Genomic DNA, 20,416 nt, shown 5'->3' with positions numbered 1-20,416 from the left:
GGCCGCGCCCGCTCATGACAGGTCGAATTCGTCGTCAATCAGGTCGAGCAGCTTGTCGACCGGGGCCGTGCTGATGTCGTCCGCGTACGGTGCGGGCGCCTCGGGCCCCGCGGGGACCCGCAGCCGGGCGGCGATCCCCTCAAGGCGCCGCGCCAGCTCCTCGTGGCCGCGCTCCAGGCACGGCGCCTCGTCGCCCGACGGCCACAGCGCCGTCTCCAGGCGTTCGACCTCGGCGAAGACACCGCCGCTGCGGTCGCGCCCCACGGCCAGCCTCCCGGTGAGGAACGCGGCGACGGACCCGGGCGTCGGGTGGTCGTACAGCAGGGTGGCGGGCACGGTGAGCCCGGTGGCCCGGGCGAGCCTGCCCCGCAGCTCCACCGCGGTCAGCGACCCGAAGCCGAGCGCCTTGAACTCGCTGTCGGCGGGGACGTCCGTGCCGACGCCGTGCCCGAGGACGTGCGCGGCCTCGTCGCGGACCATCGCGAGGACCGCGCGGGTGCGTTCCGCCTCCCGCATCCCGGCAAGCCGCTCCACGAACGACACCGCCTCGGGGGCGCGCGGCCCCGGCACGGCGGGGCCCGCGGTGGCGGCGGTGGCGGCGGTGGCGGCGGTGGCGGCGGTGGCGGCGGTGGGGCGGGACGCGCGGTCGCCGCCGCGGAACTGGTCGGCGAGCACCGCGGGCACGGGGCCGCTCGCGCGCAGCGCCACCGGGTCCCAGTCGGCGGTGACCACGGCGGGCTCGCCGCTGGCCATGGCCGCGTCGAGCATGGCCATGCTGCGCTCGGGGGTGAGCGGTGTCAGCGGCCCTGGCGGGGTCGCGCCCGGCCTGTCCCACTCCTCGTCGGCCCGGGTGAGCGGCCCGAACCCGACGGACACCGCGGGCAGTCCGAGGCCGTGCCGGTAGCGGGCGAGCGCGTCGAGGAACGCGTTGGCGGCGGCGTCCGCGGCCTGCCGTGCGCCGCCGATGACACCGGTCACCGCCGAGCACAGGACGAACGCGGCCAGGTCGAGGCGGGCGGTCAGCTCGTGCAGATGGCAGGCGGCGTCCACCTTGGGCCGCAGCACCTCGCCCAGGTGGTGTGCGGTCAGCGCGTCGAAGGGGTCGTCGTCGGGGACGCCCGCCGCGTGCACCACCGCGGTCAGCGGGTGCGCCGCGTCGATGCGGCCGAGCAGCGCGGCGACCGCGGTCCTGTCGGTGACGTCGCAGGTGACGAACTCCACGTCGGCGCCGTGCGCCGTCAACTCCGCGTGCAGCGCGAGCGCGTCGGGGGACTCGACGCCGCGGCGGCCCGCGAGCAGCAGCCTGCGGATGCCGTGCCTGGCCACCAGGTGCCGGGCGATCTCGCCGCCGAGGCCGCCGGAGGCGCCGGTGATCAGCACCGTGCCGTTCGGGTCCCACCGCCCGGTGCCCGGGCGGCCCGCGGCGGGCGGTGTGGCCGGCATCCGGGTGAGACGGCCCACGGCGAGGGCGCCGCCGCGCAGTACGAGCTGGGTCTCCCCGGCGGCGAGCAGCCCCGGCAGCGCGGGCAGTACGGGGCGCAGCACCGCGCCGAGCGCCCCCGGCCGTATGTCGGCTGTTTCCTCGGGCAGTTCCGGCAGGTCGAGCAGGAGCAGCCGGCCGCCGTGGTCGAGTTGCGCCGAGCGCACCAGGCCCCACAGGGCGGCGACGGCCGGGTCGGCGCCCGTGGTGGCGTGGCGTGTCACCAGCACCAGGCAGGAGTCGGCGAGCCGCTTGTCCGACAGCCAGTCGCGCACCAGGTCGAGCTGAGAGGCGGTCAGGTCGCGGACCGCGGCGGGCGAGAGCCCCCTGCCGCCCGCGACATGGTGCAGTACGAAGCCGGGCACCGAGCCCGGGTCGCCGCACGCGCCGAGTTCTGCGAGGGTGCGGTACGCGGGCAGCCCGATCCCGGCGAACTCGCCGCAGTCCGTGAGCACCCCGAACCGCCCGTCGTCCAGGGCGTCCTGGCCGTCGTACGAACCGCCGTCGGCGGGGGCCCAGTTGAGCCACTGGAGGGATTCCGGCCCGATCGGCGCCTGGCGGAACCAGCCCGCGGGCATGGTGCGCAGGGTCAGCTTGTCCACGGTGGCGACCGGCTCGCCCGCCACGTCGGCGATCTCCACCGCGAAGGTGTCGCGCCCGCGGCGCGCGAGCCGCAGCCACACCTCGCAGGCGCTCGACGCGTGCAGGGTGACCCCGGCGACCGCCAGCAGTTGCGCGCCCGGCTCGACGCCGAGGTCCGCCAGGCCCGCCGCGTGCAGCGCCGCGTCGAGCAGCGCCGGGTGCAGGCCGAACTCCCCGCCGCCTCGGGCGCCTTCGGGCAGTGCGACCTGCGCGAACACCTCGTCGCCCGCCCGCCACACCGCCCGCAGCCCGCGGAAGGCGCCCCGGTACTCGAACCCGGCCGCCTCCAGGTCCTCGTAGCAGCGCTCGGCGGGTACCCGGCGTGCGGTGGCCGGGGGCCACCCGGTGGCGGCGGGGCCGCGCGGCGGCGCCGGGATCTCGGCGGCGACGAACCCGGACACATGCAGCGTCCACGGCTCGTCGCCCGCGTCGTCCACCCGCGAGTGCACCGTCATCATGCGCCGCCCGGCGTCCTCGGGCTCGCTGATGCGGACCTGGAGCTGTACGGCGCCCGACTCGGGCAGCATCAGGGGCGCGGCGAGGGTGAGTTCGTCGACCCGGCCGCAGCCGACCTGGTCGGCGGCGGCGAAGGCGAGTTCCACGAACCCGGTGTCGGGGAACACCACCCGGCCCATCACCCGCCGGTCGGCGAGCCAGGGGTGGGTGCGCACGGAGAGCCGCGAGGTGAAGACGAGGCCGTCCTCGCCCGCGAGCTGCACCATGGCGCCGAGCAGCGGATGCGCGACGGCGCGCAGCCCGAGTCCGGGCGCGTCCCCGGTGCCCGCGGCGCCCGCGGGCCAGTAGCGCTCCCGCTGGAAGGCGTACGTGGGCAGCTCCACCCGCCGGGCGCCGCGGCCCTCGAACTGCGTCCGCCAGTCCACGGCCAGGCCCGCCACGTGCAGCCGCGCCAGGGCGCAGAGCCAGGCGGTGTGCTCGTCGCGGTCCCCGCGCAGCGCGGCCACCGCGTCGACGGCGGGCACCGCGTCACCGGCGAGCGCCGTCAGCACACCGTCGGGGCCGAGTTCGAGCAGGGTGTCGACCCCGGCGTCCCGCATGGCCGCGAGGCCGTCGGCGAACCGTACGGCCGCGCGGACGTGCCGCACCCAGTAGCCGGGGTCGGTGAGCTGCCCGGGACGGGCGAGCGCGCCCGTCACGTTCGACACGACGGGGATGGCCGGCTCGTGGAAGTCAAGCCCCGCGACGGCCGCCCCGAACTCGTCGAGCATCGGGTCCATCAGCGGGGAGTGGAACGCGTGCGACACCCGCAGCCGAGACGTCTTGCGGCCCTCCGCGCGCACCTTGCCCGCCACCGCCTCCACGGCGGCCTCGACGCCCGCGACGACCACCGATGAGGGCCCGTTCACGGCGGCGATCGACACACCCTCGCCGAGCAGCGGGGCGACCTCGGCCTCGGTGGCCCGCACGGCGGCCATGGCGCCGCCGCGGGGCAGCGCCTCCATCAGCCGCGCACGTGCCGCCACGAGGGCGCAGGCGTCGGGCAGCGAGAACACCCCGGCGACATGCGCGGCCGCCACCTCGCCGATGGAGTGCCCGCCGACGTACTCGGGCTCGACCCCGACCGACTCCGCGAGCCGGAACAGCGCCACCTCTACCGCGAACAGCGCGGGCTGCGCCCACCCCGTGCGGTTCAGCACCTCGGCATCGTCGCCCCACACCACGTCACGCAGCCCGCCGAAGTAGCGCAGCACCTCGTCGAACGCCGCCGCGAACACCGGGTAGCGGCCGTACAACTCCCGCCCCATACCCAGCCGTTGGGAACCCTGCCCGGAGAACACCACCCCCAGGCGACGACGCCCCACGGCCTCCCCGCGCGCCACCTCGACCGCACCGTCCGCGGAGCCGAGCAGCACCGCGCGGTGCGGGAAGAGCGAGCGGTCGAGCAGGGAGCGGCCCACGTCCAGCGGGCGCAGCCCGGCCGCGGCGGGGCGCAGCCTGGCCAGTTGGCCGTCGAGGGCGGCACGGGACGCGCCGGACACCAGCCACGGCACCGTGGCCCCGGCGGCCCCGGCGGCCCCGGGCTCCTCGGACGCCTCCGGCGTGGTGGCGGGCGGGGCCGCTTCGAGGATCAGATGGGCGTTGGTGCCGCTGAGCCCGAACGAGGAGACCGCGGCGCGGCGCGGGCGGCCGGTCTCCGGCCAGGCGGTGTGCTCGGTGACGAGCCGGGCGGCGCCCGCCGACCAGTCGGCGCGCGGTGTGGGCGCGCGCAGGTGCCTGATCGCGGGCACCACACCGTGCCGCAGCGCCTGGACGGCCTTGATGACCCCGGTGACACCGCCCGCGGCCTGGGTGTGTCCCACGGCGGACTTCACGGAGCCGATCAGCGCGGGCTCCGTCCTGTCCTGCCCGTAGGTCGCGAGGAGCGCCTGCGCCTCGACGGGGTCGCCGAGCAGGGTGCCGCTGCCGTGCGCCTCGATGACGTCGACGTCCGCGGGGGCGAGGCCCGCGTCGGCGAGCGCCGACCTGATGACGCGCTCCTGCGCGGGGCCCTCGGGGGCGGTGAGGGAACTGGAGGCGCCGTCCGAGTTGACGGCGGAGCCGCGTACCACGGCCAGGATGTCGTGGCCGCGGGCGAGGGCGTCCGACTGCCGTTCCAGGACGAGCATCCCGGCGCCCTCCGACCACCCGGTGCCGTCCGCCGTGTCCGAGAACGACTTGCAGGTGCCGTCGGGGGAGAGCCCGCGCTGCCGGGAGAACTCCACGAAGATGCCGGGCGTCGCCATCACGGTGACACCGCCCGCGAGGGCCGTCGAGCACTCCCCTGAGCGCAGCGCGCGCACCGCGAGGTGCAGCGCCACCAGCGACGAGGAACTCGCGGTGTCCACGGTGAGGGTGGGCCCTTCGAGGCCCAGGGTGTACGAGACGCGGCCCGACGCCATGCTGGGCCAACTGCCGTTGCCGCGGAAGCCCTCGAACGCCGGGTCGCGCAGCAACGTCGCGTAGTCGTCGTACATGACGCCCGCGAACACCCCCGTGTCGGTGCCGCGCAGCGACAGCGGGTCGATGCCGGAGCGCTCCAGCGCCTCCCACGCCACTTCGAGCAGCAGCCGCTGCTGGGGGTCGGTGGCCAGCGCCTCCCGGGGCGAGATGCCGAAGAAGGCGGGGTCAAAGGCGTCGGCGTCGTGCAGGAACCCGCCGACCCCGGTGTGGGTGGTGCCGGGGTGGTCAGGGTCCGGGTGGTAAAGGTCCGCGACGTCCCAGCCGCGGCCCGCGGGGAACTCGGTGACGACATCGGTGCCGTCGAGGCACAGCCGCCACAGCTCGTCGGGCGAGCCGACACCGCCGGGGAGGCGGCAGCCCATGCCCACCACGACGACCGGTTCCGGCGCGGGATCGCCGGCTTGGCTCCTCATCAGTCAAGTCCCCTCAGCCGGACCGGTGCGCGTTTGCCATCGGCTGGACCCTACGAGCGGGCGGGCTGGGAATTCCCTAGAGCCAGGGGGCGCGGAGGTAGGCAGGGGCGGTAGCGGAGCGAAGTTAGGGAAAGTCCTCGACTTGACCTGTCAGCGTTACCTTGTCGGACCATGCCGCCGCGCGGCCGGCGATCCGGCGGACCTGTCGAACCCGCTGACCGAAATGGGAACCCCGGACATGGCGATGAGCGCTGAACTCGTAGATTTCCCGCTGCGGCGGCCAGGCAACCCAGGACCGCCGCCGGAGTACACGAGCTACCGGGAGCGCGAGGGCCTGGTGTGGTCCACGATGCCGACCGGTGCGAGGGTGTGGCTGGTGACCCGGTACGAGGAGGTGCGTGCCGTCCTCACCAACCCGAAGATCAGCTCCAATCCCGCGCACCCCGGCTTCCCCAGCACGGGGCGCACCGGCGGTGTGCCGAGCCAGGACCAGATCCCCGGCTGGTTCGTGGCGCTCGACCCGCCGGAGCACGACCGGTTCCGCAAGGCGCTGATCCCGGAGTTCACGGTGCGCAGGGTGCGGCAGTTGCGGCCCGCGATCCAGGAGGTCGTGGACGGTGTCATCGACGCGCTGGTCGAGAAGGGCAAGGAGACGGGGAACACCGCCGACCTCGTCGCGGACTTCGTGACGCCGGTGCCCTCGCTGGTGATCTCGGCGCTGCTCGGGGTGCCGAAGATCGACCGCGGGTTCTTCGAGTCCAGGATCCGCTCGCTGGTGTCGCTGAACGCGAGCCACGACGAGCGCGACGAGGCGACCCGGCTGATCATGCGCTACCTCAACCGGCTGATCAGGATCAGGCAGAAGCGCCCGGGTGACGACTTGATCAGCGTCATGCTGAAGTCGGAGGCGCTGTCCCCGATGGAGATCTCCGGCGCGTCGATGCTGCTGCTGATCGCCGGGCAGGAGACCACCGCGAGCAACATGGCGCTCGGCCTGATGACGCTGCTGATGAACCGGCAGTGGATCGGCGACGAGCGGGTGGTCGAGGAGGTGCTGCGCTACTACTCGGTGGCGGACTTCGTCTCACTGCGGGTCGCGACCGACGACGTCGAGATCGGCGGGCAGCTCGTGAAGAAGGGCGAGGGCGTCGTGCCGCTCGTCGGCGGCGCCAACCACGACGAGTCGGCGTTCGAGTGCCCCCACAAGTTCGACCCCGAGCGCTCGGTGCGCCACCATGTCGCCTTCGGCTACGGGGTGCACCAGTGCCTCGGCCAGAACCTGGTGCGGGCCGAGCTGGACATCGCGTACCGGACGCTCTTCGAACGGCTCCCGGAGGTGGCGATGGCGGTGGGCGTCGAGGAGCTGCCGTTCCGCTGCGACGGTGTGATCTTCGGCCTCAACTCGCTGCCGGTGCGCTGGTGAACGGGCAGGCCCCGGACGACGTGGAGAGGTCGGGCAACAGGACATGACGACACAACGGATCACCGCGGACACCGACGTCTGCGTGGGCGCGGGCCAGTGCGTGCTCACCGCACCGGACGTCTTCGACCAGGACGAGGACGGCTTCGTGACGGTACTCGAACCCGAACCGTCGGACGAACAACTGAAAGCGGCCAAAATGGCCCTCTCCATCTGCCCGTCCCGGGCGATCGGCTTGACGGGGGTGGGGGAGTAGCGGGGTGGGGGTGGGGGGCGACCGGACGCCGAGGCCGGTGCAGGTTGCTGGAACCGCCGTCCTGAGTCCCGCGGGACGGTAACCGGACAGATCACCGACCAGCGCGACGAACTCCGCGGTCAGGACGGGACTCACTCTGTCGCGTTGCGTCAACGTCACCGTGGTCAGGCCCCCTTGACCGCCGGTACCGGGTGGGCGACGCTCAAGCAATCCGCTGCAATCGGATCGGCGCAAGGAGAGGTCATGCGCTTGCGTTTCCTCGGGATCATCCCCAACACCGGCAAGGACGACTCACCCACCATCTGGTTGGACGAGGACAGTGGAGACCTGCTGATCCAGTCCTACCGAGCCACCGAGGAGGAGGTGAAAGCGTGCCAGGAGGCCGGTTCGATTCCCGGCCACGGCACGGACGTCCCGGACCACGAAGCCATCATTCGGCTGCCCAGGATCATGATCCAGTACATCTCGCGACCGGACGGGAGCAGCGACGATGAAACCCCCGGCACGTGAGCCGCTGTCGCGTACGCGACAAACTGCGATCCACCTGGAGGTTCGCGATCAGTACGCGAGCACTGATCCCGATTTCCTCGCATGGCGTGAGGGCCGCCGCACATTCACGCCGGACAACCGGGCAGACTGGTGGGAGGGTTGGCACGACGTGGTACAGGCTTCAGTGTCGCGCGGGGTATCGGTTCGTCGTGCGCGCGTGGTTTCCGAACCTCTGACGGAGTACGTTCGGTGGGAATATGACTACGCGCTGACCAATATCGCTGCTGGTGAAGATGTCCGTTGGCTTCCGCGGCACCAGGCCAAAGATCTCGCCGTTCCCGCTGTGGATTTCTGGGTGTTCGACGGTGAGCTGGTGCTATTCCATCACTTCAGCGGGGACGGTATTCTCAAGGAGCGCGAATACGTCAACGACGCGCCCCTGGCCGCGTGGTGCGTCAAGGCATTCGATGCCGTCTGGGCACGGGCAACACCTCACGAGGAGTACAAGCCGGTCTAGTGCGATCAGCATCATCCAGTGTCCAGGAGGCCCGGCAGGCTTTGGCCGGCCGGCTGCGGGAGTTGGTCAAGGACGCCGGGCTGGACGGCAAGGATCTCGCTGCCCTGTGCGGTTGGCACCCGTCCAAAGTTTCACGGATCTCGACAGCGAAGACCCAACCGAGTGAGAATGATATTCGGCTGTGGTGTCGGGCGTGCGATGCGGAGGACCACACTGCCGACCTCATCGCCTCGCTCCGTGCCGCTGAGGGTACATGGTTGACGTGGCGCCGTCTGGAACGGGCGGGACTCAAACGGTCCCAAGAGGAACGGCTACCGCTATATCAGCGCACTAGACGGTTTCGCTCATATAGCGTGTGGGCGCTCCCCGGACTCCTTCAGACTCACCAGTACACCGAGGACGTACTTCGGACTATTCAGCAACAGCGAGTTTCAATGGACGATGTCGCCGACGCGGTTGCCGCTCGCATGGAACGGCAGCGAGTGCTGCGTGAAGGACAGCGGGTTTTCGCTTTCCTGATCGAGGAACCAGTGCTCAGAAACACGCTCAGCAGTGCCGAAGCACAAGAAGAACAGCTAGACCATCTGCTCTACGTGAGTGCTCTGCCCAATGTGAGCCTGGGGGTTGTCCCGATTGCTCAGCAACGCCCACAGCTTCCGGTGGAGAACTTTTGGATCTATGACAACGCGCAGGTCAACGTGGAATTGGTTTCTGGCTACTTGACGCTGACTCAGCCCAGCGAGGTCAAGGCGTACGCGGATGCGTATACGACGTTCGCCGACATGGCCGTCTACGGCACACGGGCTCGGGCGCTGATCCACAAGGCACGGGCCTCGCTGACCTGATTCCTGTGCAATCACGTGCAATCGGCTGTGAGTTGAGGATCTGGCGCTCCTAGCGTTGTCGTGATCCGGACGACGCGAAGGGGTCGGCATGAGCGAGTCGCGAACCTGCCCGAGTGCACCAGCTTGGGCGGGGAGACGCTGTGCCCATCCTCTCTTCGCCCATCGTATCGGGCAGTCGCCGTTCCACCCGGACGACTGCCCGGACTGCATCCCGTTGGGGAGCAGCATAGGTTGAGCCGGCAGCGCGCAAGCGCCGGACGTGCTTGCCTTATTGAAAGGGTGCATATGAAGCGGATCGTCGCGCGAATGTGGAAGCTGATTCGCGGCCCGTTGCAATGGCGTGTGCTGTGGCTTGCCCACGCCAAATTCATGGTCGGCGTCACGGGCGTTGTGCGCAATGAAGCGGGGGAAATCCTTCTGCTGAAACACCGCATGTGGCCGGCCGACCGGCCGTGGGGCCTTCCTACCGGTTACGCCATCAAGAGCGAAGAATTTCCGAGAACCATCGTCCGTGAGGTCAAAGAAGAAACGAGCCTTGATGTGGAACCGGGGCGACTCGTTCAGGTAACCAGCGGATACAAGCTCCGCATGGAAATCGCGTACGAGGCTCTGCACGTGGGCGGGACGCTCAAGATTGACGGCTTCGAGATCCTGGAGGCGAAGTGGTTCAGCCCGGACATGCTCCCGGAAGGGATGCAGGAGTCTCACATTCAGCTCATCAAGACGAGTTCCCCGGATTAGCGGAACTCGCCCCGAACGAGTCCGTCACGGGAGCGCGAGCGATGGCGGCCCTTTCCGCCATGCGCGCTGACGCGTCCCCGCTCACGGACAAGCACCCCGCTCACGTGTTCCGCCCGCTCTCGGAAATCCTCAGCCGATGGGCGGCGGACGGAATCGACACCGCGCCGTTCCACGCCGGTGTGGAGGATGCCACGCGCCGGTACGCGGGCTACGGGCTGTCTCGCCTGCTGCCGCTCGATCGCGTGTTGGTCGGCTGCGAATCCACCCGTCCCGGGGCGTTCGGCGGATTCCATCACCAGGACCAGGGATACCGGCATCTACAGATGATCGCCGTCATCACCATGCACGGACCAATGGAACGGCGAACCCCCGAGCACCCCGCCCTGGCGCTGCTCGACCTGCTGCGCGCGTACGCCCATGACTGCCTTCACTACGGATCACGTCGCCGGTATGTGGAAATGGCAGGCTTGCCCGTGCGTACGCAGTACGGAATCAACTACCGCCGCGCAACTGGCCAGGCGTACTCGGTCGCCGACGAACATGGAAGCCGCCACACGCGCAATCTCGGAATCGTCATGGAAGGCGCTTGCGACAGGGAAGCGCGCTCCCTCACCCGAAAAACCGCCGAGCGCTTCGACATCACGGAACCCACGGACGCTCTCGGCGTGCTGTCGTTCCGGGACGTGACAGGGACGCTGACCGAATACGACTGCCGACGAGCGGCGGACATGCCGGAATCCACCGAGCGAACACAGTACGCGGCAGCTCTGCGGAACTACGAAACAGGCGTGAACAGCCGGTACTTGCATTTCCTTGGGGAGTTCGCCCCGGGAGAAGAAGACGAATGCCACACGCGACTGGTCGAGGCCATCATCAGCGGCGACACGACGACGCTCGGCGCATGGCTGGACGAACGCCACGGCCCCGGAACATTCGCGGGGCTGTTCCGCACCCCGCGCTACTTCCAACCGGGACTGACCGCGTAGGCGGTCGTGTGATCGACCTTGCCCATGTGCCGTCCCCGCACCGCGCGGCGGGCAGTACCCCGAATCACACCCTTCTACGAACAACGGCGGACCTGATCCCCCCAGCTCCCACGCGGCCATAGTCCCCCCTCGGGCTGCGCGGGCGGGGCAGATGCCGGAGTGGCGCTGGTCGGTCCGAGCGGTCTGTCATGATGCCGGTATGCCGCACATGCCGGATGACCTCTCGGGCCTGCCCGCCTCGTGGTGGGTGCCCGATGGTGGTATGCACGACGTCGAGCGGGAGTTGCATCGCGAGCTTTCCACCGGACACCCTCTGCACGGAGCGGAGGCCACCGCTGCGGCACGATGCCGAGGCTGCGACGATGTGCTGTTCAGGGTCGCGGACCGGCCGTTGCCCTGGGCCGTGGTTCATCTGACGTGGACAGGCCGCGAAGAGCGTGCGCCATGGCCGATGACAACACCGCTTGCAAGCTTGGCCCAGTTCCGCACCGAGTGCGCCGACCACGGCTGCGGCGACGCCGGGGCATCGACTCCTGGATCACGTGCGTAGCCAGATGGTGCGGGCCGCCGCCCCGGGCCACGTCGTGGGCAAAGGCTATGCGGCGGGCAGGAGTTCGGCGCGGCCGAAGAGCAGGGCGTAGCCGGGCTGGAGGCGGCCGAGTATGCGGGTCAGCAGGTCGGGGCCCGCGTAGTCCGCCACCGTGGAGAGTACGGACCCGGTGTCCCAGCGGGTGGTGGCCGGGGAGGCACCGGCGCGGGTGGCGAGGTCCTTGACGAAGGCCCAGCCGCGCAGCGGCCGGGCGTCGGGGACCTGGCCGGTGAGGACGCGGGCGGCTTCGCGCGGGAGGCGGGCGGCGAGTTCGGCGCGCTCGGCGCCGGTGAGCTGGCGTCCGAGGCCGGAGAGGACGAGGCGTACGGCCTCGTCGGCGCGCTCTCGGGTGGGGTAGGCGCCGTCGTAGCGGACCTTCTCCAGCATCTGCTCGTACGCCCTGCCGTAGGGCTGCCGGAGCGGTGCGCTCTGGTCGGGCTTCACTGCGTGGTTGCCTTTCTGTCACCAGGGTCGTGGTGCCGGTGTGCGGTCACCGGGGGGGCGTGGTGGGACGCGGCCCACCGGGGGGGGCGGTCCGCTGCGTGCGGAGGACGGGCCGGGGGGAGAGGGGGACGCCCGTCCTCCGCCACCTTCGTCGGCCGGTTCAGGACCGGCGTCAGCCGGAGATCACCTTGCGGTCGGTGCCGCCGCCGATGGCGATCTTGCGGGGCTTCGCGCGCTCGGCGATCGGGATGCGCAGCGTGAGCACACCGGCGTCGTAGTCGGCCTTGATGTGCTCGGTGTCCAGGGTGTCGGCCAGCACGATCTGGCGGGAGAAGGCGCCGAGCGGCCGCTCCGACAGCTCCATCTGCACGCTGTCGGCGTTCGTCGCGGGCCTGCGCTCGGCCCTGACCGTCAGCATGTTCCGCTCGACGTCGATGTCGATCGCGTCCGGGGCGACGCCGGGGATGTCGAACGCCACCACGTACTGGTCGCCCTCGCGGTAGGCGTCCATGGGCATGGCGGAGGGACGTGACCAGGTTCCCGAGCCCATGACCTGCTGGGCGATCCTGTCCAGCTCACGGAAGGGGTCGGTGCGCATCAACATGGGAGAACACCTCCAGGATGGTCGGGCAGTTGCTGCCAATGCGCTGTGCTGAATCCGTTGTAACATGTCATCCAGTAGATGACAAACACGGTGTCATCCAGAGGATGACAGTAGAGGGAGGTGCCCGTGAACCCAGCCGACCGGCCGGCCCCGCCAGGACCCGACGCGAACGGCCCCCACGCGAACGGCCCCGTGCGGTTCCTCACCGCCGCGGCGGCCCTCAGGTCCATCGAAGAAGCCGTGCGCGGCGTACCCCACGAGGCCGACGACACCGCGCGGGCCCATGACGTCGGCTCGGAGCAGGTCCTGGCCTCCCTCCTGCTGCTGCGGCAGGTGCGCGAGCAGCTCGCCGGATGGGAGACGGACCTCATCGAGACCGCGCGCGACGCGGGCGCGAGCTGGGCCGACCTCGCCCACCCCCTCGGCGTCGCCAGCCGCCAGGCCGCGGAACGCCGCTATCTGCGGGGCCGTCCAGGGCCCGAGGGAAGCACCGGGGAGCAACGCGTCCAGGCCACCAGGGAGCGCCGCGCCGCCGCGCGCACCACCGCCACCTGGGCCCGGCGCAACGCGGCCGACCTGCGCAGCATCGCCGGGCGGATCACCGCGCTCACCGACCTGCCGACCGCGGCGGGGCCCCCGCTCGGCAGGCTCCACGAAGCGCTCGCCCACCACGACCCCGCCGAGCTGATCGGCCCGCTGGCCGCGACCCGCCCCCATCTGGCCGCCGCCCACCCCGACCTCGCGGCGCGCCTCGACGACCTCACACCCCCCTGAGCCTCGACACCCTCACACCCCCTGGTCCTGGGCCGCGGCGGCTCGCGGCGCATGCCACGGGCCCGGGGGTAGCCCTCCCCCGGGCCCGTGGTGTCCGTGGCGGGTCAGGCGGTCGGGACCCCGGTCGTCAGGGTGGCGAGCCAGTCCCTGATGACGCCCGCCGTCATCTCCGAGTCCTCCTTCGCCAGCGAGAGGTGGTCGGCGTCGAGGACACGGATCTCGTCGGCCGGGACCTCGGGCAGGGCCGACACGTCGATCGGGGTGCCGTCCGCGAGCCGGCCGCAGCGCAGCAGCAGGGTCGGGACCGTGGGCGGCTGGATCTCGATCTCCTCGACCTTGTTCTGCCAGTGCGCCATCGCGGAGAGCCGGGCGCTGTCCAGGGAGACGGTGGGCGCGTCGATGTCGGCGAAGTAGAAGTGGCCGACCTTGTCGAAGTCGATGCCCTGGCCCGTGCGGTACGTGAAGCTGAGGGTGTCGAGCATGACGACCGCCTCGGGCGGCATGTCCCAGTCGTTGGCGAGCATGTTGGCCGCGAGGTACGCGAGCGCGCCCGCGGAGGAGTGGCCGACGAGGACGAACGGCTCGCCGTCGCTCGCGTGCAGGGCGCTCTCCGCGAGCACCCTGATCGCCGCCTCCGGGGTCGCGGGCAGGCTCTCGCCGAGGGCGAAGCCCATCAGCGGGAACGCGCTGACCTGGCGCTCACCACGGAAGTGCGCGGCCAGTCGCGCGTACTGGTGGACGCCGCCCGTCGCGCCGGGCGCGGCCACACAGATCAGCCGCGGCTCACCGGGGCCCTCCGCGAGGGTGGTGGGCGTGGACAGCTCCTCAAGCTCGGCAGGATTGTCGAACATGGGGCGGGTGTTGGCGACCGCGGTCAGCAGCCGCATGCCCTCACGCACCCGGCCCGAGCGCACCGCGGAGAAGAACACCTCGGAGATGGTCTCCTCGACGGGCGCGCCGCCGGTGCGCGCGGGCGCCGCCGCGGCCTCCCGGTCGAGCTGCCCCGCCACCTGCTCGGCCAGCCAGGCGGCGAGCCCTGCCGGGGTCCTGCTGTCGAAGATGACCGCGGACTGCAACCGCATCCCCAGCAGGTCGGAGAGCTGGTTGCGCAGTTCGATCGCGATGAGGGAGTCGAAGCCCAGCTCAAGGAAGGCGCGGTCGGGGTCGACCTGGCTCGCGTCGGCGTGGCCGAGCAGCCCGGCCGCGTAGTTGACGACCAGGTCGCTCAGCAGGACCCCGCGGCCCTCCTCGTCGAGGGAGGCGAGCTTGTCGCGCAGCGAGCCCGCGCCCGGGTCGGAGACGGCGGTGGCCCTGCGGCGTTCCGTGACCATCTCCCGCAGCAGCGGCGACACCTGGCCCTGGCCGCGCAGGGCGGACTTGTTGAGCAGGAACGGCACCTGCGCGGCCTCGTCGGTGAGGACCGCCGTGTCGAACAGCTCCATGCCCTGCGGCACCGTCAGCGGCGGCATGCCGGAGCGCCCGAGGCGCTGCATCTCCACCTCGCTGAGGGAGCCGGTCATACCGGAGCGGGCCGCCCAGGTGCCCCAGGCGAGCGCGGTCGCGGGCAGCCCGAGGGCGCGGCGGTGCTGCGCGAGCGCGTCGAGGAACGCGTTGGCCGCGGCGTAGTTGCCCTGCCCCGCGCTGCCGGTCACGCCCGACACGGAGGAGAACAGCACGAAGCCGGCGAGTCCTGTGTCCTTCGTCAGCTCGTGCAGGTGCCAGGCGGCGTCCACCTTGGGCCGCAGCACGGCGGCCAGCCGCTGCGGGGTCAGGTCGGCGATCAGCCCGTCGTCGAGGACGCCCGCGGTGTGCACGACCGCGGTCAGCGGGTGCGCGTCGGGTACGTCCGCGAGGAGCGCGGCGAGGGCGTCCCTGTCGGTGACGTCGCAGGCGGCGAAGCGGAGTTCGGCGCCCTGCGCGGCGACATCGGCGGCGAGCGCGTCGGCGCCGGGGGCGTGCGCGCCGCGCCTGCCCGCGATCAGCAGGTTCCGCATGCCCCAGCGGGTGGCGAGGTGGCGGGCCAGCTCCCCGGCGAGCCCGCCGCCGCCGGTGATGAGGACGGTGCCGTCGCGGTCCCAGGTGCGCGGCACCGTCAGCACGAACTTGCCGATGTGCTCGGCGCGGCTCATCAGCCGGAAAGGCTCCGCGGCCCGCCGCACGTCCCAGGAGCGCACCGGCACGGGCGCCAGGTTTCCGTCGGCGAACAGGGCGAGCAGGTCGTGCAGCATCCGCTGGACGGTGTCGGGCTCCACCTGGCCGAGGTCGAACGCCCGGTAGGAGACGCCCGGCAGCGACTCGGGGTCGCGGATGTCGGTCTTGCCCATTTCGAGGAAGCGCCCGCCGGGCCGCAGCAGCCGCGCCGAGGCGTCCACGAACTCCCCCGCGAGGGCGTTGAGTACGACGTCGAGCCCCTGGTCGCCGGAGACCTGGAGGAAGCGCTTCTCGAAGTCCAGGGTGCGCGACGACGCGATGTGGCCCTCGTCGAGGCCCATGTCGCGCAGGACCTGCCACTTGGGCTCGCTCGCGGTCGCGAAGACCTCGGCGCCCAGGTGCCTGGCGACCTGGATGGCGGCCATGCCGACGCCGCCCGCGCCCGCGTGGATCAGCACCCGCTCCCCCGCCTTGAGGCCGGCCAGTTCGACCAGGGAGTAGTACGCGGTCAGGAACACCAGCGGGATGGAGCCCGCGACCTCGTCTGACCAGGTGTCGGGGACGCGTACGAGCATGCGCTCGTCGGCGACGCCGCGAGGTCCGAGCGCACCGGCCAGCATGCCGGCGACCCGGTCGCCCGGGTGCAGCAGCAGCGCGTCAGGACCCGTCTCCACGACCACGCCGCACGCCTCGGCGCCGAGCGCGCCGGGCTCGCCCGGGTACATGCCGAGGACGTTGAGCACGTCGCGGAAGTTGAGGCCCGCGGCGCGCACCGCGACGCGCACCTGGCGGCCGGTGAGCGGGGCGCTGTCGCGGGGCAGCATGCCGAGTCCTTCGACGCTGCCGCGGCGGGCCGGGCCGAGCCGCCACTCGGTGCCGACGGGCGCCGGAAGGCCCCGGTCCCCCGCCCTGGTGAGGCGGGGTGTCAGCAGGGCGCCGCCGCGGATCGCGGCCTGCTGCTCGCCGGAGGCGAGGAGGGTCAGCAGCAGCGGTACGGGCGGGTCGTCCGCGTCGATGTCGAGGAGGACGAGGCGGCCGGGGTTCTCGGCCTGCGCGGCGCGCACCAGGCCCCAGACCGCGGCGGCGGCGACGTCGGTGACGGGTTCGCCCGCGGTGGCGAGGGCGCCCCTGGTGACGACGAGCATCCGGGCGTCGTCGAGCCCGGGGCGCGCGAACAGCCGCTGGACCAGGTCGAGTACGTGCGCGGCGGCGGTGTGCGCGGCGGCGGGGGTGTCGCCCTCGCCCGCGACGGGCGCGAGGAACACGTCGGGGGCGGTGCCGCCGTCGTCGGGGGCGTCCGCGTAGCCGACGACCTGCTCGCCCGCCAGGTGGACGGGGTTGGCGAGGCTGAACGCGTCGCCGCCGAGCATGGTCCAGCGCAGGCCCGCGACCGGCTCGGCGCCGCGCAGCGGCACCCACTCCAGCAGGAACGGGAGGCTGTCCTCGGAGCGCGGCCCGACGGCGGCGGCCGGTTCCGACATGGACCTGAGGCCCAGTTCCGAGACGGTGACCACGGGGTTGCCCGCGGCGTCGGCCGCGGTCACCGACACCGCCTCCGAGCCGACGCCCGCGAGGCGCACCCGCAGCATCCTGGCGCCGGTGGCGTGCAGGGACACCCCGCTCCACTCGAACGGGAGCACGCCGCGGCCCATGCGCTCCACGAAGACGGTGGTGTGCAGGGCCGCGTCGAGGAGCGCCGGGTGCACACCGTAGCGGCCCGCGTCCTCGACGCCGTCGGGCAGCGCGATCTCGGCGAACACATCGCCCCCGTGCCGCCACGCGGCGCGCACCCCGCGGAACGTGGGCCCGTACACCAGGCCGGACTTGGCCAAGCGTACGTAGAAGTCGTCGAGTTCGACGGGCTCGGCGCCCTCGGGCGGCCAGACGGCCGTGTGGAAAGGCCCGTTGGCAGGGGGGACGGCGTCGGGGCCCAGGGTGCCGCTGGCGTGCCGGGTCCAGTCGCCGCCCGCCGCGGGCCTGGCGTGGATGGTGACGGGGCGCCTGCCGCCGTCGGTGGGGGCGCCGACGGTGACCTGGATCAGGTAGGCGTCGCGTTCGCCGAGGATCAGCGGCACCGCGAGCGCCAGGTTCTCCACGGCGGCGCAGCCCGCCTCGTCGGCGGCGCGCAGGGCGAGTTCGAGGAAGCCGGTGCCGGGGAAGAGGACGCCGTCGCCGACGCGGTGGTCGGCGAGCCAGGGCTGCCCGGCCACGGAGAGCCGCCCGGTGAGGACGGTCTGCTCGGACGCGGCCACCGTCATCGCCGCGTCCAGCAGCGGGTGCCTGGCCGCGACCAGGCCGAGCCCCGACACGTCGGCGGTGCCCGCGCCCTGGAGCGAGGGCCACATGCGCTCGTTCTGGAACGCGTACGTGGGCAGGTCGACGGTGCGGGCTCCGGTGCCCTCGAACAGCGGGCCGAAGTCCACCGGCACCCCCGCGGTGTGCAGCGCGGCGAGCGCGGCCACCAGGGACTGCTCCTCGCCGCGGTCGGCGCGCTGCGCGGCGACCGCGACCGGCCTCGGGCCCGCGGCGGGGGTGGCGTCGTCGAGGCTTTCGCGGGCGAGCGCGGTGAGGACGCCGTCGGGGCCGATCTCCAGGAAGGCGCCCGCGCCCGCCTCGTGCAGCGCGAGGACGCTGTCGGCGAACCGTACCGGCCGCCGTACGTGCTCGACCCAGTAGTCGGGGGTGCACAGTTCGTCGTCCCGTACGGGGCGTCTCGTGACGTGGGAGACGACGGGGACGCGCGGCGGGGTGAACGTGAGGCCCGCGACGGCGGTGCGGAAGTCGTCGAGCATCGGGTCCATCAGCGGCGAGTGGAACGCGTGCGACACCGGCAGCCGCGAGGTCCTGCGGCCGGTGAAACGGGCGAGCACGTCCTCGACGGCGTCGGCGGCGCCCGAGACCACCACGGAGGAGGGGCCGTTGACCGCGGCGATCGACACGGCGTCCGAGAGCAGCGGCGCCACCTCGTCCTCGGTGGCCTCGACCGCGGCCATGGCGCCGCCGGGCGGCAGCGCGTCCATCAGCCTGGCGCGCGCCGCGACCAGCGCGCAGGCGTCCTCCAGGGTGAGGACGCCCGCGAGGTGGGCGGCGGTGATCTCGCCGACGGAGTGCCCGGCGAACTGCTCCGCGCGCAGCCCGAAGGTCTCCGCGAGCCGGTACAGGGCGACCTCGAACGCGAACAGCGCGGGCTGGGCGTGCCCGGTGCGGTTCAGCGCGTCGGCGTCGCCGCCCCACATGACGTCGCGCAGCGGCCGGTCGAGGTGCCGGTCGAGTGCGGTCAGTACGGTGTCGAGGGCGTCGGCGAACACCGGGAAGGCGGCGGCGAGTTCGCGGCCCATGCCGGGGCGCTGGCTGCCCTGCCCGGTGAAGAGGACCGCGAGCGGGCGGGCCGCCGCGGTGCCGCGCGCGAGTTCACGTACCCCGTCGGGGCCCGCGGCGAGCACGGCGCGGTGCTCGAAGGCGGAGCGTGTGGTGGCGAGGGAGTGCCCGATGTCCACGGCGGGCACGTCGGGGCGGGCGGCGGTGAACGCGTCGAGGGCGGCGAGCTGCGCGTCGAGCGCGGCGGCGCTCCGTGCGGACACCGGCCACGGCACCACCGCACGGCGCACGGCCCCCGCGGGGCCCGCGGCCGCGGCGCGCGGCTGCTCCGTAACCTGCTGGGGGGCCTGTTCGAGGATGACGTGGGCGTTGGTGCCGCTGATGCCGAACGCGGACACGGCGGCGCGGCGCGGCCGGTCCACGGCGGGCCACGCGGTGTTCGCCGTGACGAGTTCCACGGCGCCCGCCGACCAGTCGACGTGCGAGGACGGCGCGTCCACGTGCAGCGTCGGGGGGACGACGCCGCGCCCGAGCGCCAGCACCGCCTTGATGACCCCGGCGACGCCCGCGGCGGCCTGGGTGTGCCCGATGTTGGACTTCACCGAGCCCAGCAGCAGCGGCCGTTCACGCTCCTGCCCGTACGTCGCCAGCAACGCCTGCGCCTCGATCGGATCACCCAGCGTGGTACCGGTGCCGTGCGCCTCCACGACGTCCACGTCGCAGGGGGAGAGCCCCGCGCCCGCGAGCGCCTGCCCGATGACGCGTTGCTGGGAGGGGCCGTTGGGCGCGGAGATGCCGTTGGACGCGCCGTCGGAGTTGACGGCGGAGCCGCGCAGCACCGCGAGCACCGGATGGCCGTTACGGCGGGCGTCGGAGAGCTTTTCGAGGACGAGCATGCCCGCGCCCTCGGACCATCCGGTGCCGTCGGCGCCGTCCGCGAACGCCTTGCACAGGCCGTCGGGGGCGAGCCCGCCCTGCCGGGTGAACCCGGCGAAGCTCGCCGACGTCGCCATCACGGTGGCGCCGCCCGCGAGCGCGAGCGCGCACTCGCCGTCCCGCAGCGCCTTCGCGGCCAGGTGCATCGTCACCAGCGAGGAGGAGCAGGCCGTGTCGACGGTGACGGAGGGCCCTTCGAGGCCGAAGGTGTACGAGAGACGCCCGGAGATGACGCTCGCGGCCACCCCGGTGCCCGCGTGCCCCTCCATGTCCTCGCGGGACGCCAGCACCAGGTGGACGTAGTCCTGACCGTTGGTGCCGACGAACACGCCGGTGCGGCTGCCGCGCAGCGAGCGCGGGTCGAGCCTGGCGCTCTCCATCGCCTCCCACGACGTCTCCAGCAGCATCCGCTGCTGCGGGTCCATCGCGACCGCCTCGCGGGGCGAGATCCCGAAGAACCCGGGGTCGAACCCGGCGGCGTCGTCGAGGAACCCGCCGCGCCGGGTCGCGCTGCGTCCTGGGCCCTGCCCGGCGAGGGTCGCCAGGTCCCAGCCGCGGTCGGCGGGGAAGTCCCCGATGCCGTCCCTGCCGCCCTCCAGCATCCGCCACAGGTCCTCGGGCGAGCGCACCCCGCCGGGGAACCGGCAGGCCATGCCGACGACGGCAACCGGCTCCTGACGGCCGGCCTCGGCCTCTTCGAGCCGCTGCCGGGTCTGATGCAGGTCGGCAGTCACCCGCTTCAGATACTCGACGAGCTTGTCTTCGTCCGGCATGCCTGACCAAACCTTTCTCGGAACTGTTGCGATCCTGCGTGGCCCCGCGCCGGGGGCGGCGGCCCCCGGCGCCTGCCGAT

The 20,416-nt window shown here is 72.6% G+C and carries 11 protein-coding genes and 1 pseudogene; 8 read left to right on the top strand and 4 right to left on the bottom strand.

The genetic code is table 11. From position 1 onward, the window contains the following. Positions 1-12: 12 nt before the first annotated feature. Positions 13-5,463 (bottom strand): annotated as a pseudogene (locus ACIBIW_RS07245) (SDR family NAD(P)-dependent oxidoreductase); the annotation flags it as partial. A gap of 268 nt (positions 5,464-5,731) precedes the next feature. Here ACIBIW_RS07245 and ACIBIW_RS07240 point away from each other — a divergent pair. The 7 genes from ACIBIW_RS07240 (at position 5,732) to ACIBIW_RS07210 (ending at position 10,747) form a co-directional block, all read left to right on the top strand. Then, on the top strand, positions 5,732-6,916 hold the full coding sequence (locus ACIBIW_RS07240) for a cytochrome P450 (protein ID WP_399332833.1): 1,185 nt from the start codon (positions 5,732-5,734) through the stop codon (positions 6,914-6,916). 43 nt (positions 6,917-6,959) lie between these two features. Beyond that, positions 6,960-7,169: a ferredoxin gene (locus ACIBIW_RS07235; protein WP_399332832.1), complete on the top strand. Its 210-nt coding sequence runs from the start codon at positions 6,960-6,962 to the stop codon at positions 7,167-7,169. A 243-nt stretch (positions 7,170-7,412) separates the two neighbouring features. After that, positions 7,413-7,679 (top strand): hypothetical protein, encoded by a 267-nt coding sequence (locus ACIBIW_RS07230; protein ID WP_399332830.1) that lies wholly within the window; start codon positions 7,413-7,415, stop codon positions 7,677-7,679. Continuing rightward, entirely contained in the window at positions 7,660-8,175 is a 516-nt protein-coding gene (locus tag ACIBIW_RS07225; protein ID WP_399332828.1) for a DUF6879 family protein, read from the top strand. The genes ACIBIW_RS07230 and ACIBIW_RS07225 overlap by 20 nt, the downstream gene beginning before the upstream one ends. Further along, the gene (locus tag ACIBIW_RS07220) at positions 8,175-9,020 is read left to right on the top strand and encodes a helix-turn-helix domain-containing protein (protein WP_399332826.1); all 846 of its coding nucleotides are present in this window, start codon (positions 8,175-8,177) and stop codon (positions 9,018-9,020) included. Before ACIBIW_RS07225 ends, ACIBIW_RS07220 begins: the two co-directional genes overlap by 1 nt. A 285-nt stretch (positions 9,021-9,305) precedes the next feature. Next, positions 9,306-9,761, top strand: coding sequence for an NUDIX domain-containing protein (locus ACIBIW_RS07215; protein WP_399332824.1), 456 nt, complete (start codon positions 9,306-9,308; stop codon positions 9,759-9,761). A 41-nt stretch (positions 9,762-9,802) separates the two neighbouring features. Further along, positions 9,803-10,747, top strand: a complete 945-nt coding sequence (locus tag ACIBIW_RS07210) for a hypothetical protein (RefSeq protein WP_399332822.1) — start codon at positions 9,803-9,805, stop codon at positions 10,745-10,747. Positions 10,748-11,342: 595 nt separating this feature from the next. On the opposite strand, the gene ACIBIW_RS07205 is transcribed toward ACIBIW_RS07210, so the two are convergent. Together ACIBIW_RS07205 and ACIBIW_RS07200 are read right to left on the bottom strand one after the other, a co-directional pair. Beyond that, on the bottom strand, positions 11,343-11,723 hold the full coding sequence (locus ACIBIW_RS07205) for a DUF2267 domain-containing protein (protein WP_399332959.1): 381 nt from the start codon (positions 11,721-11,723) through the stop codon (positions 11,343-11,345). A gap of 229 nt (positions 11,724-11,952) precedes the next feature. Continuing rightward, a complete protein-coding gene (locus ACIBIW_RS07200; RefSeq protein ID WP_399332820.1) occupies positions 11,953-12,384 on the bottom strand; it encodes an Hsp20/alpha crystallin family protein in 432 nt (143 codons plus the stop codon). Positions 12,385-12,510: 126 nt separating this feature from the next. Here ACIBIW_RS07200 and ACIBIW_RS07195 point away from each other — a divergent pair, with 126 nt between their 5' ends. Then, positions 12,511-13,158 (top strand): type III effector protein, encoded by a 648-nt coding sequence (locus tag ACIBIW_RS07195; protein WP_399332818.1) that lies wholly within the window; start codon positions 12,511-12,513, stop codon positions 13,156-13,158. 104 nt (positions 13,159-13,262) lie between these two features. Here ACIBIW_RS07195 and ACIBIW_RS07190 read toward each other — a convergent pair whose 3' ends face one another. Further along, on the bottom strand, positions 13,263-20,336 hold the full coding sequence (locus ACIBIW_RS07190; RefSeq protein ID WP_399332816.1) for an SDR family NAD(P)-dependent oxidoreductase: 7,074 nt from the start codon (positions 20,334-20,336) through the stop codon (positions 13,263-13,265). Positions 20,337-20,416: the final 80 nt, after the last annotated feature.

Source organism: Streptomyces sp. NPDC050560 (genome assembly GCF_044457285.1).
GTDB lineage: Bacteria > Actinomycetota > Actinomycetes > Streptomycetales > Streptomycetaceae > Streptomyces.
Note: the sequence above shows the minus strand (reverse complement) of the source record. Positions and strands in the feature narration are given on the sequence as shown.

Bases quoted from the DNA above. Each gene is read 5' to 3' on its own strand.
- ACIBIW_RS07215 (WP_399332824.1), top strand. From the start codon at position 9,306: ATGAAGCGGATCGTCGCGCGAATGTGGAAGCTGATTCGCGGCCCGTTG.
- ACIBIW_RS07230 (WP_399332830.1), top strand. From the start codon at position 7,413: ATGCGCTTGCGTTTCCTCGGGATCATCCCCAACACCGGCAAGGACGAC.
- ACIBIW_RS07190 (WP_399332816.1), bottom strand. From the start codon at position 20,336: ATGCCGGACGAAGACAAGCTCGTCGAGTATCTGAAGCGGGTGACTGCC.
- ACIBIW_RS07210 (WP_399332822.1), top strand. From the start codon at position 9,803: ATGGCGGCCCTTTCCGCCATGCGCGCTGACGCGTCCCCGCTCACGGAC.
- ACIBIW_RS07200 (WP_399332820.1), bottom strand. From the start codon at position 12,384: ATGTTGATGCGCACCGACCCCTTCCGTGAGCTGGACAGGATCGCCCAG.
- ACIBIW_RS07235 (WP_399332832.1), top strand. From the start codon at position 6,960: ATGACGACACAACGGATCACCGCGGACACCGACGTCTGCGTGGGCGCG.
- ACIBIW_RS07240 (WP_399332833.1), top strand. From the start codon at position 5,732: ATGGCGATGAGCGCTGAACTCGTAGATTTCCCGCTGCGGCGGCCAGGC.
- ACIBIW_RS07205 (WP_399332959.1), bottom strand. From the start codon at position 11,723: ATGCTGGAGAAGGTCCGCTACGACGGCGCCTACCCCACCCGAGAGCGC.
- ACIBIW_RS07225 (WP_399332828.1), top strand. From the start codon at position 7,660: ATGAAACCCCCGGCACGTGAGCCGCTGTCGCGTACGCGACAAACTGCG.